The sequence below is a fragment of the Cardinium endosymbiont of Sogatella furcifera genome (assembly GCF_003351905.1).
Lineage (GTDB): Bacteria > Bacteroidota > Bacteroidia > Cytophagales > Amoebophilaceae > Cardinium.
On the sequence record NZ_CP022339.1, the window covers coordinates 781,546 to 795,152 of the forward strand.

General features: G+C 39.7%; 11 protein-coding genes. 7 read left to right on the top strand and 4 right to left on the bottom strand.

Annotated elements, in window-relative coordinates; translation table 11 throughout:
• Positions 1-130: 130 nt before the first annotated feature.
• Both CE557_RS03410 and lpxK read right to left on the bottom strand, forming a co-directional pair.
• On the bottom strand, positions 131-2,134 hold the full coding sequence (locus CE557_RS03410) for a putative porin (protein ID WP_114910201.1): 2,004 nt from the start codon (positions 2,132-2,134) through the stop codon (positions 131-133).
• A 171-nt stretch (positions 2,135-2,305) separates the two neighbouring features.
• Positions 2,306-3,358 carry a tetraacyldisaccharide 4'-kinase gene (gene lpxK, locus CE557_RS03415; RefSeq protein WP_114910202.1) on the bottom strand — a complete coding sequence of 351 codons (1,053 nt, stop codon included), beginning with the start codon at positions 3,356-3,358 and terminating at the stop codon, positions 2,306-2,308.
• Positions 3,359-3,454: 96 nt separating this feature from the next.
• Between lpxK and CE557_RS03420 the strand changes: the two genes are divergently transcribed.
• The 6 genes from CE557_RS03420 to eno all read left to right on the top strand — a co-directional run bounded on the left by CE557_RS03420 (position 3,455) and on the right by eno (position 9,387).
• Complete coding sequence (locus tag CE557_RS03420) at positions 3,455-4,552, top strand: Nif3-like dinuclear metal center hexameric protein (protein WP_162789987.1); 1,098 nt, start codon at positions 3,455-3,457, stop codon at positions 4,550-4,552.
• A gap of 3 nt (positions 4,553-4,555) precedes the next feature.
• Complete coding sequence (locus CE557_RS03425) at positions 4,556-5,305, top strand: zinc ribbon domain-containing protein (RefSeq protein WP_114910204.1); 750 nt, start codon at positions 4,556-4,558, stop codon at positions 5,303-5,305.
• An 87-nt stretch (positions 5,306-5,392) separates the two neighbouring features.
• Positions 5,393-5,758: a TraR/DksA family transcriptional regulator gene (locus CE557_RS03430; RefSeq protein WP_114910205.1), complete on the top strand. Its 366-nt coding sequence runs from the start codon at positions 5,393-5,395 to the stop codon at positions 5,756-5,758.
• A 55-nt stretch (positions 5,759-5,813) separates the two neighbouring features.
• Complete coding sequence (locus CE557_RS03435) at positions 5,814-6,527, top strand: pseudouridine synthase (protein WP_114910206.1); 714 nt, start codon at positions 5,814-5,816, stop codon at positions 6,525-6,527.
• Positions 6,528-8,105: a 2,3-bisphosphoglycerate-independent phosphoglycerate mutase gene (gene gpmI, locus CE557_RS03440; RefSeq protein WP_114910207.1), complete on the top strand. Its 1,578-nt coding sequence runs from the start codon at positions 6,528-6,530 to the stop codon at positions 8,103-8,105. It begins immediately after the preceding gene.
• Positions 8,074-9,387 (top strand): phosphopyruvate hydratase, encoded by a 1,314-nt coding sequence (gene eno, locus CE557_RS03445; RefSeq protein WP_114910208.1) that lies wholly within the window; start codon positions 8,074-8,076, stop codon positions 9,385-9,387. Before gpmI ends, eno begins: the two co-directional genes overlap by 32 nt.
• Before the next feature lie 56 nt (positions 9,388-9,443).
• Here the strand turns inward: eno and CE557_RS03450 are convergent, their stop codons facing one another.
• Positions 9,444-10,454, bottom strand: a complete 1,011-nt coding sequence (locus CE557_RS03450; protein WP_114910209.1) for an alpha/beta hydrolase — start codon at positions 10,452-10,454, stop codon at positions 9,444-9,446.
• 181 nt (positions 10,455-10,635) lie between these two features.
• The gene (locus CE557_RS03455; RefSeq protein ID WP_114910210.1) at positions 10,636-11,814 is read right to left on the bottom strand and encodes a hypothetical protein; all 1,179 of its coding nucleotides are present in this window, start codon (positions 11,812-11,814) and stop codon (positions 10,636-10,638) included.
• A gap of 606 nt (positions 11,815-12,420) precedes the next feature.
• On the opposite strand from CE557_RS03455, the gene CE557_RS03460 reads away from it, so the two are divergent.
• On the top strand, positions 12,421-13,557 hold the full coding sequence (locus tag CE557_RS03460; protein ID WP_162789988.1) for a hypothetical protein: 1,137 nt from the start codon (positions 12,421-12,423) through the stop codon (positions 13,555-13,557).
• Positions 13,558-13,607 lie beyond the last annotated feature (50 nt).

The window sequence follows — 13,607 nt, forward strand, 5'->3', positions numbered from 1 at the left end:
CATGGACCATGCTAAGGTACGTAGTTGCAAGGAATTTTTCAAAAAATATGAAGCGGCGAGCTGTTTTTTGCTCAGCAAACAGATTGCAATATAATGTTGCGTTATGCATATATAGCTTGGCACAAAAAGGCTAATCAAAGAACGACCAATGTATGCCAATATCTGCTGCTTTTTTTAGGCCAGGATAAAATGGTGTGGCAAAATAGGCTGCTGGTGTATGAAAATATTCGTTGATATAGCTGTATTTAAGGGAAAGCTTTAAATTATTGATGCGCACATTGCAAAAAATGTCTGCAATGGGTCTGCCTTGTACAGCAAATTTGTTTTGGCGGTAAAACTGCTGTGCCACTACATCATAACCATCTCCATAGTATAACTCTTTAAAATGTATATTTAGACCGGTTTCTATCTCCATCTTTTTATCGAAAGGTTGGTGTGCATAATAGTACCGGCCTGTATACATATAGGGGGGGAGATAGCCTGTAAAAACTTTGTCCCCTTTGCCGCTTTCCTTGAGCAACAGCGTTAGGTGGTGGTCAAAATGGAGATAGGTCAAGCAACAAATGTTTAGGTTGCCTTCTAGAGAAAGCAGGTAAATAGGTTGGGTTGCTTGCATAGGCTCAGCGATGCAACGATCCGCTGTAGGGTCGGTGTTCCTATAGTAGATATAGTTGTTTAGTTTTTTAAAAGATAGCAATAGCATAGGATGAATAGCTATATGGGGTGCATCATACCATATAGCTGCATCTATGGCTTGTGTAGATGGTGCGACAAAATCCTTGTTCCATAGCCTGTGTCTGCTATAGCCATACGCTACTATATGGGGCGTTTTATGTTTAATGGTATGCAAAGCGACCTTAAAAAATGTGCTTTCGTAGGTTACATTTAGTTTATGATAGCCTCCTTGTTGTAATAGGTAGGCGCCATCTAACGCCAGCTTCTGCTGCCCCATAAAGTTCCATCGTGTATGGCCACCTAGGTAATGTTCTGTTTCCTTTTTTTGCCCCTGTAAAGGACGATGGTATTGTGCTGATTCAGGCTTAGAGAAATTATAGTTTAAATCAATCTTTTCGAACCTATAATGTAGTGCATAGAATAAATTGGGTTGTGCTATATCGCCTTTTACCCCTATTTCATTACCGAAAGATTGCATGACCACGCTGTTATGCTCCTTGTCAAGTGCAGGATGGGCGTCATAAGCTATAAAATCCAGTAGGGTTTCATCTGGATGTTCAATCGTTCCTACATTCATTTTGGAAGCATAATGCAATTCATGGTATAGTTGTAGCGGTTTGCTCCACTCATAATGGTGGTAGAGGTAAAAATTCCGTCTGCGATCTTTATGCATGCATTTCTTTTCTTTGTCAATTTTGTTTTTCATGTATGGTTCTGCTAGGAGTGGAAAAGAAGATCGGTAACGCTTACTTGGATTTTGTTCCTTAAATGCAAATGAGTCTTTACTTGAACATACGCCTCCAGTCTCTCTAGCCAGGTATTGTCTATGTGACCAACTGGTGAATAGGTGGTAGGTGCCAGATGGGCTTTTAATATGGGTAAAAAGGTCAAAACAGGGAAACGCATTAACGATTTTATCGTCTTTACGATGCGGCCATTCATTCTCTGTCATGGCACCATACCAATTGGTGCCTATATGCCAAGTCTCCAGCAAGCGTTGGGTGTAGCAGCCATTAAATATAAAACTACCCAAATTGGCTAGTACAACATTAAAATATGCATAGGCTTGGTGTGTGTCATAGTAACGTATATCTTCAGGGTGTGGAAAGTAACCATCATAGGCAGATAGCCCATAGGTTGCACCTATATGTGTTGGGAGCTTATAAAAGATAGGCTGTGCAGCGGTCCAGTGGTTACCAAGGTCTTGAAAGTTGTAGTGATGCTTTTCTGCCACTGTAAAATGGTCCATTTTGGTTACAGAACGATCCACCCGATGATAGGTTCTGTAGTTTTGTTTTACCGCTCGTGGGGTGATAAAAAAGGTAGAGGTGGCGGCAACTTTTTCCTCTTGAGGTTTTTCGAAAATATCTTCTGCTTTTTCCGCTCCATACGTGCGTAGTGGTAGGGCAAAAACTAAAAAAAATAAACTATATCTCCACCCAATCGAAAGATCTACCATTATACTTTACTACTTAAAAAATGAGCTATTCGTTTAGTCAAAAGAATGTTAATCTTACTTTTTTTGATCAAAAATGTAGCGTACGCATGCCTTTGGATTAAGTAAAAAATAAGATAAAAATTCCTTTTGCAAGGTATAATAAATTTTATGAAAATGCGTTTTTTATATCGGCTAAAAACCTAAAGCTTCCATAATTTTTGTTTCAAACATGGTTTGCGTTTCTTGCGTAAATCCCATCTCCATAGGTATATAAAAGATAGGTAATGGGGAAAATAGCTTGCTCCAAGGGTGGTTTATTAGTCGCACATAATCTTTTTCTGTGGTCACAATAGCTTTGTCTGAATCGCTTAAGCTATGAAATAGACGGGTGATGGCTGATGCATCAGCAGCGCTGAACCAGTGATGATCTGGAAAAGCCAGGTGGGTAACCTGATGGCCATTGCTTGCTAAATAGTTTTGTAAAGGGAGGGGATCTGCAATACCTGTCACCAGTAATAAGGTAGTAGGTAAGCTAGCCTGCTTCCGGTTGCTGATGCTGATCGGAGGATGGTAGATGATATGGGTAAAAAAGATTGGAACGGCTTTGGTATGGTATTTTTGGATGGCTGTTTGTATGGCACCCATCTTTGATGGGGGTAGGTTGGATGGCGTTTTGGTAACCAAGATGATGTCTGCACGGGAGGCTCCTTTGCGTGCCTCACGCAGCCGCCCTAATGGTAGTAGGTGGTCCTTAAAAAAAGGCTGATGAAAAGCAGTCAGTAAAATATTTAAGTCTGGTGTTAGGCGCAGGTGTTGAAAAGCATCATCTAAAAGGATAACCGCCACATTCGGTTTATATTCCATAATTTTTGCTACTCCTTTGGCTCTATTTTCGCAAACTGCAATCGTTACATTAGGGTGATCCATAAAATGCCTATATAACAGGTAAGGTTCATCACCAGCTGTTAAGGCAGTGTCAAACCCATTGATTACTTTAAAGCCGATGGATTTGCGCTTATACCCTCTACTAAGCACCGCGATGGCGTGCTGCTTGGCCAGCAGTTGCGCCAAGTAGATCACCAAAGGTGTTTTTCCTGTACCACCTAATGCAAGATTACCTATGCTGATCACTTTGGGTTTTTGGTAGAAAAAACTTTTTTTTAAATTCTTTTTGTAAAGAAAATTACGCAGTGCCACCACACCACCATACCCCCAACTGAGTATTTGTAGCCCTAGCAAATACATAAGATCTATCTTGAAAATAATTGACTCTATTACACAAATAACGATATATTTGTTATATTAACCATGATGCAGCGCTAAACCGATTAACCTTGTATATTGAACACCACAATGACCATAAAAGCACCCAGATATAGCGATACGGTGGTTACTATATCTGATGTTATCAACTACTTGGAGCAAAAAGTTCAGTTGAGTCCGCATAGTGTAGACACGTCTGGCGTTGTAGTCGGTGATATAGGTAATGTAGTAACCGGTATCTTAATTGCCCTGGATATAACGGAAGCCCTCTTGGAGGAAGCTATCGAAAAAGAATGTAATTTGATAATTGTAAATCAACCTCTTTGTGTTGAACCTTTGGCTCAAATTGTACCAGAGAGTTATGCAGGAAGGTGTGTGATTAAAGCGATACAGCATGCACTTACGATTTATGTTTTTAGCAGCAATTTAGACCATCTAGGTCGGGGAACCAGCCATAAAATGGCTAATTTGATTGAGTTACAGGATGCCCATCCCATTATGCCGCACAAGGTTATGTTGTATAGGTTAACTACTTTTGTGCCCCCTCATGCAACCAAACCTTTGGTACAGGCTTTATGTCAAGTAGGCGCACTATTGGCCACTCAAAATTTAACGGGTGTGGCGGCTTTTGCTGCTGATGCAAGGTTAGAATTTGCAGAAGAAAGCCAATTGGCTTTTATCGTTCCTACGGCTTGTAAAGAGAAAATCATTCAAACTTTATTGCATGTGCATCCTTATGAAAAGGTCACCTACTATTTAGAGCAAGTAGAAGTCATTGTAAACAGTATGGGTAGTGGTCTCCTAGGTACGTTGCCCATAGAATTACCAGCCAAATATTTTTTGAAATATATTAAAACAAAACTCACTTTATCCCATCTTCAGCATACCAATTATTTCGATCGTCCTATCAAAAATGTAGCAGTTTATGCGGGAAGTGGTGGTTGGCTACTCAAAGAGGTACTGCGCAAAAAAATAGATGCATTTATTACAACAGGGCTACAATATGAGCAGTTTTTAGAAGCGAATGGTAAAACCTTACTGATTGATATAGGGTATCATGCGACGCGATTGGGTTTGAAAAAACTAATCCTTGCATTATTATCAAAAGAATTTAATAATATTGTAATATTGCGCTGTAAAACTATTACCAATCCTGTGCATCATATTAACGACTAACGAATGGATAAAAATATTGCAATTAAATTGACTAAGCTCTCTGAACTACAGGAAACGGATACACATCTTAATGATATCGCTAAGCTTAGGGGCACCCTACCGGATGAGGTGTATGCATTAGAAGCCCATATAGAAACGTTATCTGCAACCATACAGGAGCGTACAGCACTATTGACCGAGTTGCGCGAGGAGGTAGTGCATAAAAAAGCATTTATCAAGCAAGCAGAAAAAAAGTGCCAGCAATACGAAGTCCAGCAAATGGAAGTGCGTAACAATAGGGAGTATGATGCGATTACCAAGGAACTTGAATTGCATAAATTAGATATTCAACTTGCAGAAAAATTTCTACGTACTGCCTATGGCAGCATAGAGCAAGAGGAGGTGCATGTAGAGGGATTGTGCAAACTTTTGGCGTCAAAGAAAGCTGACTTGATTTTAAAAAAAGAAGAGCTTCAAATCATTTTACAAGCAAGTGAGGCAGAAGAGCGTAGGTTGCATGAAAAAAGAAAAGAGACAAGAACCATGCTAGGTGAGCCTTTATATCTTGCCTATGAAAGGATTAGAAAAAATGTGCCGAACAATTTGGCAGTAGTCCCGATTAAAAAAGGAGCCTGTGGTGGATGTTGTATCGTTATTCCTCCTCAGCAAAAAATAGGCGTATATGAGCGCAATAAGATCGTACTTTGCGAACATTGTGGTAGAATGTTAATTGCTTTGGAACAGCCTATAGATGCCCTTTTATTCGTTAGCTAGGGCATATGAAGCCGTTAAATTAAAGTGGTGTAATAGCAGTGTTTAAAGCTGTTACCATAGGTTATTTACCATTAAGAGCAAAAAGTTATGGCAAAGGAAGCATACTCATCTGAGGATCTGAAATTTTTTGAAAAAATTCTTTTAGAAAAATTAGAAAAGGCTAACCATGAGCTTCAAGTTTTAGAAAAAGTTTTGAGTCGTCAAGAGGCAGGGCTTGAACCTGCAGGCAAACCATTTGAAGAAAATGCAGAAGTAATAGAGACAGAAAACGTAGGTCAGTTAGCCGAACGTCAACAAAAGTTTATCAAACAAATTGAGCTTGCGATTCAACGCATTAAAAATGGTACATACGGTATTTGTATATTAACAGGTAAGGTGATAGATAAAGAACGTTTGAAAGTTGTGCCACATACGATGTATGCAGTGGATGCAAAATTACATACAAAAAAATAAGTACAATGGCTAAGTTGTATGCGTTCTATCCTCTGATGCTATTCTGTTTTGTCTTGTGTCTCTGATACGGTTAAACAAATGTATAAGTAATGCTGGTATTTGTGCCAGAAGGGAAGCAGATCAACTGATTCGGTCTGGCCATGTTGCGGTTAATGGGGAAGTGGTACAAAGGGTAGGTACAAAGGTACCAATCGATGCGGTAGTGACCTATAAAGGAGTTGTGTTGCACGCAGAAAAGCTAAGGTATATCCTGTTAAACAAACCAAGGGGGTATGTAACCACCATGCGAGATCCTGAAGCGCGCAAAACAGTTTTGACGCTTATTAGCAAAAAATATTGTCCGGAGCGTATTTATCCCGTTGGTCGGCTGGATTATGATACCACAGGGCTATTGCTACTTACCAATGATGGGGATTTAGCGCGTAAGTTAGCACATCCTGCTAGCAGGGTGCCAAAGATCTACCATGTAGTGTTGAACAAGGCATTAGCCATTGAACATTTCCATGCGATTCAACAAGGTCTTATATTAGAAGATGGCCTGGCCAAGGTAGATCAGGTGGAAATAGTAGAAGGAGATCCTACGCAAATAGGTATGGTCATCCATATGGGAAAGAACCGAATAGTTAGAAGGATTTTTAACCATTTGGGTTATCTGGTCCATAAATTGGATCGGGTAGGCTATGCCCACCTTACTAAGCAGCATCTGCCTCGGGGCAAATGGATCTTTATAGAAGATAAAGTGGTTCGTAAACTTAAAAGTTTGGTATAAGTGTGCAGATGTAAACCACCTAAGCCTGTTGTTTTATTGATCCTGGATGGTTGGGGCCATGCTTTGGAAACGCGTTATAATGCCATTACAGCTGCAAAAACCCCCTATTGGGATCATTTACTGCAGACTTATCCACATACCCTCTTGGAGGCATCTGGTCATGCAGTAGGTTTGCCAGAGGGTCAAATGGGCAATTCAGAGGTGGGTCATTTGACGATCGGCGCAGGTCGCGTGTTGGAACAAGACTTGACCCGTTTGAATCAAGCGATTGCAACGGGTGATTTCTTTACCAATCCTGTATTTTTATCCGCTTTACGTAAGGCCAATCCAGCCGCCGTTCATATCATAGGACTACTCTCCCCTGGGGGGGTGCACAGCCATGAAAACCATATAGATGCCTTGCTAACGTTGTGTGGGCAAATGGCTATACAAAATTGTTATATTCACGCCATTCTCGATGGGCGTGATACCCCACCCACTAGTGCTGCCACATCGATTCAGTTGCTACAAATGAAATGTGACCAAATAGGGCTAGGTCAAATTGCTTCCCTTACAGGTCGCTATTATGCCATGGATAGAGATCATCGTTGGGAACGTACCCAAGCGGCTTATCAGTGTATAGTAGCGGGTCAAGCCCCCTATAGCGCTGCCACTCCTTTAAGCGGCTTGCAAGCCGCTTATGCGCGGGGTGAAACCGATGAATTCGTACAACCTACTGCCTTGTATGCGCCAGGTCAACCGCCTATAACGATTGCATCAGGAGATATTGTGTTTTTTATGAATTTTCGTTCAGATCGTGTCAGGCAATTGAGTCGTGCTTTAACCGATCCTGATTTTGCACATTTTACACGTGCGGCTTATCCCCGTTTAGGTGACTTTGTCTCTTTAACAGCCTATGCAGCGGATATACCTAGTCGTATCGCTTTCCCTCCTTTGTCTAAACAAAATGGGTTAGGCGCCTGTCTCTCCCAAGCCGGTTTGACCCAGTTGCGTATCGCAGAAACAGAAAAATATGCCCATGTAACTTTCTTTTTTAATGGAGGCGTTGAGCAACCCTTTCTAAATGAAACCCGTTTGTTGATTCCTTCTAAAAAGGTAGTTACCTATGATCTGGTACCTGAGATGGCTGTCTTAGAGCTTACCCACCAAGTAGTTCAAGCCATTGAACAGCAGGCCTATAATGTGATCATTTGTAACTTTGCCAATCCGGATATGTTGGGCCATACCGGTAACCAATTGGCTACAGAAGCGGGCATTGCAGTTGTGGATGGCTGTATAGCTAAAATCATCGCTGCTTTAAAACAGCAAGGTGGGGAAGCGATTATTACAGCTGATCATGGAAATGCAGACTGCATGTATGATGCCGCCTTACAGCAACCCCATACCGCACACACCCTCGCACCGGTTCCCTTGCTTTATGTGGGGCGTCCTGCTTGTTTAGCCGCTGGGGGCAGTTTAGCAGACGTTGCACCCACTTTATTGGCTGTATTAGGCTTACAGCCTGCTCAAGAAATGACTGGAAAAAGTTTACTTAGTTTTAAAAAAGATGTCGAAAATTCATTCCATTACTGCCTATGAAATCTTAGATTCGCGTGGGCATCCAACGGTAGCAGCTGAAGTAAGGCTGGTCTCAGGAGAAAGGGGTTGTGCAAGTGTACCTTCCGGCGCTTCCACTGGTGCATTGGAAGCAGTAGAGCTAAGGGATGCGGATCCCAAGCGGTATCATGGCAAGGGCGTGTTAAAAGCAGTAGCCCATGTCTGCGCTATGATTAGCGAAAATTTAGTTGGTAAAGCTATTCATGACCAAGCTGGTTTAGATGGGTTAATGATTACGCTTGATGGTTCGCCCAATAAGTGCCATCTGGGTGCGAATGCGATTCTATCTGTTTCTTTAGCCATTGCTAAAGCTGCTGCTTTACATCTCCGGCAACCATTGTACCAATACTTCGCCGATTTAATAGGTGCCAATTATAGGATGCCTGTTCCTATGATGAATATTATCAATGGAGGCCTACATGCAGACAACCCGCTTGCGATACAAGAGTTTATGATTATACCTATAGGGGCGCCTTCTTTTCGTGACGCATTGCGTGCCGGTGTGGAAGTGTTTCATCTATTAAAGGCTTATCTTAAGCAAAAAGGGCTCAGTACCAATGTGGGGGATGAGGGGGGCTTTGCACCCAATCTACGGGGCACTACAGAGGCTATTGAAGCTATTTTAGAGGCGGTGACCCAAGCTGGATATAAAGTTGGCCAAGACATCTATCTAGGCTTAGATGTAGCGAGTACTGCTTTCTATAGCCCAGACGGGACTTATTATATGGAAGATAAGCCATTCACTGGATCAGAATGGGTAGCTTATTGGGTAGACTTGGTTCGGCAATATCCGATTATCAGTATAGAGGATGGTATGGCTGAAACAGATCATATAGGTTGGAAACAACTGACGCAAGCGTTGGGAGATCGGGTACAGTTGGTAGGAGATGATCTCTTTGTGACCCATCCTAGCCTATTACAGCAGGGCATAGCCGCGAATATAGCCAATGCAGTGCTGGTTAAATACAATCAGATTGGCAGTTTAACGGAAACATTACAAACCATTTCGCTAGCAAAAAAAGCCAATTATGCTGCCATTATTTCGCATCGATCTGGGGAAACAGAGGATACTACCATTGCTGATTTGGCCGTGGGCACAGGTGTGGGTCAGATTAAAACAGGTGCGGTTTGCCGTACAGATCGGGTCGCTAAATACAATCGTTTGTTGCGTATTGAAGCAGATGTACAAGATACCGTAACCTATGCAGGGCGTCATGCTTTTGCACAGTTTTTAGATAGGCCCATAAGGAATATATATGACTGACTATAATGTGTATATGGGTTTTAAGTGGCCCTTCTTTTCACCATTGTGCCAACTTTTTATACCAGCTGTTGAATAAACTGGATGATATCGGTTAAGATTACATCTGCATAAAGTACGGGTATACATTGATCTACAAATAAATTAGGGTCTATAGCAACCAAGTTACGCGCATGGAGTATGTCCTTATATATCCGTCTTTTTACTTGGGGATGGTGGGGCCAATCCATAGCTATGCACCTAGTGGTTGGGTCGGTTGGATTGATGGGAATTAGGTTGTTTGCGTTATCTTCTCTACCTAATTGACTGGCTAGCGGAATCAGCGTATCGTGTCTTCCCCATTTTTTGCCTGTAATCAATAGTGCATAGGCCTCATTTAACGCCTCTATAGCTCTAGGTCGGGGGACTGTTTTCATGTGAAATAATCTTAAAAAATCATTCTGGTGGGTCGCAATCAGTAGACAAGGGATCGTTCTATTTGCTTGTAGGAAGTGAGATACACCTTGTATGCATCTACTATTTGGTGTTATGTCTTTTAACCCATTGACAGGTATCCAGTGTGGACGTATAAGTAGCCGCATCCATACCTGCAGGGTCATACTCCATTTGATCCTAGATAGGGGGTAATCAATAAGTTGCAAACCCTCTTTTGCCTGGGATATAAATGCCTGCACATCTCTGCGGCTCCGTTCAAGTAACGGCGTGCCCATTAGTGGCGCATTAAGGGTAATGATGCCCACTATGTTCAGCTGACTTTTATAGGTTTTCCCTAAGCTACAAGCCAATACACCACCTTGGCTATAGCCAATGATAATAAGTGGAAAAGAGCGAGGTTCCTGATGATGGCGGATCAGTTCAAGTTGTATCCACTTTAATAACGCTTCTGCTTGCTGCTCTATAGATTGTATGACAGACTTTAGCTGGACCCTAGAGGTTGGCTGCATGATGAGGACCGATTGGCCAAATTGTTTACGCAACTTGAGAGCAATGGGCTTCGGCTCATCTGCTTTGGCATATAAGCCATGTAAAAGTAAAACGGAAAAGGTGGGGGTTTGCGTGGGTTGATGCATGCTATTTTTTTATTAAGCTAGGCTACTTGGTTCAGATGTAACCGTTGTACTGCGTTATAATCGAGGTTCAACAGAAGTCTATTCAGCCCATTGCTGCAAGTTAAGAAAAATCATAGCTACTGTTGCAGCCTATAGAGTGGGGCGTGATGGGGAGCCATGCATTAGCTTATGTTTTGGCGGCTTAAGGGGATAGCTTGGCCATATTTGCGCAGGATGTAATTAAGTTGGTGTAGGCTGCGCTTAAACTACAATCTACCCTGCCTAGATGAATCATAACTAGATATACATCGGATAGATAGGTATTGATTATCATTTTATTAGCATTAGATTGTATCACTGCATTACACCTTAATTCGGATTTTGTACTAGGGCCATTTGCACTTGTTTGCGCAAGCATCATACTATAATGGCTTATAGAAAAATGAAGCAGTAGCCTAATAACACTGTAGAGATAAACCGTATGTATTAACCTATGGACACTATTTTCTAGTGGTACTAAGTTAGGTGTATCTCTTGAAAGAGCGGTAATGTCTGCTTTAATAGACTGAATAAACGCGTCCCCTTTTGTTCGAATGCCATGGTCGTATTTTGATTTTAATCTATGAAAATAATTGTTTAGGCATTGGTAGATAGCCGTTTTTTCAGGTGCTACATCTCTGTCCAGAAGATTATTTTTACGCATGCAATCTTTTAATAGATTAAAGTTCTTTATTAAATATTTTGTCTTGTTTTTAAAACATGCATTTATAATTTTTTCTATGGATTTTTTAGCTTTATTTACAATACATTTATGATGTTCGTTCCATGCTTCATTCCTTCTTAACTGATTTATAAATAGATCATTTATTCTATCTATAATTTGTTCCTTTAGGTTTTTAAATAATAGATGCGCTAGTTGCTTCCTTAACGCGTCATCAGTAGATAATGGACCATCGCTATAAGTCAGCTGAAAATTATCTTTAACATATTGCTCAGGAAAGCTATGCTTAGCCATAAGATCAGGGTAGACTGTTAAAAATAACTTATTGCGTAATGCAATATAGGTATCTGTGTCTAATTCATTAAATGCTGATTGCATCAAGTAGACGATGTGATGATCTCTAGAGAATATATGACATAATTGACGACGCATCTCTTCATCTTGCACCACTACATTATACTTATTTTTTTCTCTATTAAGTTCAATGTATTCAAGGAGATATGCTATTGCCTCCTCCTTAAATTTGTTTATAAAGTTATTTACATATTCAACAATAGGTTGTGTAGAGGGGATGCTTTGATGAATTGGTGCATTAGCAAGACAGTCCAGTGCTTTATGTGCATGACTATGACTACCTAAATAGGCACTATGACATGACATAAAAGAAAAAAACGTTAGCCAGAAAAATAGGAGGTAAAGTGGTCTATGGATTTGCATAAGATGTAAGTTAAATAGATAAATAAAAGCAAAATGGCTTGCGTCCACCCCTTCTATTAGTAACTTTCTTTATTTAAGTTAAGTTATTAATTTTAAATTAAAAATTGCAAATATGATTTATTATATGCATGTTAAATAAAAATCATATTTGCAATTTTTATTATTCTTTCAGTTGTATAGATAAACTACGTCAAAACGAGGGGTAATAATCATGTATTACAACTCCTATAGCACTCCAATAAAATTTGCGCCTAACTGTAGACAGTCAATAGCATCAGTCCGATAGATAGTTGTGTGCTCTATTTTTTTTCCTTATATATAAAAAATTTAGAATATTACTAAAAGGTCAGATAAGCATCCTGTAGCCAGTTATTACGCTTTGGCTTGTAGCTAAAGCGGTATGACAAATAGGATGGTTTTACTTATTGTCCATTGAAAGTGAGCTACTCAAATTGAGTCGATATAACCAAGTGATTCATTTTATCAACCATTCTACCCAATGCATCATTATTTAATTCTGTTAAAAAATAAATTTTGTAACAAGACTTTATGCTCTTTTTTTACTGTCTATCTTTGGTATACTTTATATATGGATGTGGTCAAATAAATAGGTTTAATTATAATCCGGATAGTGATATGGGCAGTAATTGGTCCCATGATACTATGCTAGAAATCCCTTTAGCGCAATCCAACAAATTAATTGCTTATGCAGCCACTCAAGGTAGTTGCGAATTGATTCAAGCACTCTTAGACAGTGAGGTGTATCTTGATGAATTATATGCTATTATACACCCTGAATCATGTTGTTATTGCCATGATCATATCATTCCATGCTTATTGATCAAGTATAGCCCACCAGATCAAATAGGAAATAATCTAGTCCATAATGGAATTAAAAATAATGGTATTTTGTTTATTAAAGAGTTTTTTGAGCCTGATACCAGAAAGCCTCTAGTCCATCTTTGTAAGGAGCTATATATATATCTAACGCAAAAAAATTGTTCAGGATCGCTTCCATTAGATTTTGTCTCCCAAAATAATATTTTAGGTATATTTAGAATAATTTTCGAGAGATTCTATTCTTTACAAATCAGTGGTTTTGATCCAAAAGCATATCTAGATAAGATTTTTACGGTTACTAATAATCATGGATTGAATGTGATTGATATGGCAACCGCGTATGGCCATTCAGATTTGCTAAAAGAGGTATTCGAGGAGTCAATTAATTATAACTATAATATAGAAAAATATATACTATATAATTCTATTAAGGTTGGAGAAGTAGAGATTAATAAAAATAGTGGCAATACTGAAAAGATTAAAGATGCGGTTCAATTAATAAAAGGTTACATCAAAGACTATATCGACAACCCAAATAGCTTATCAATAGAAAGTTCACAACAATTAAACCTAGATGAGTTTATACCTATTGCCGGCCAGTATAATATAAGTGATAAAAGATGCGCTGATAACGAACAAAAACAAGATTATTCAACAAAAAGTCAAAGAACAGAACAAATATACATATGTAAATGGGGTACGTGTAAGGAAACGTTCAATAACCAAGCGCTTTTTTACAATCATGTAAAGGAGAAACACCGAATAGAACATTATGAGCTGATATGTAGGTGGGATAGGTGTGGGAAACAAGGAAGTGTTCAATTAACTGTGTCAGTTTCGGGCTGAGGTAACTTAAAAACCCATTTAAGAACCCAGCACAAATAGTTAAAAAGCGT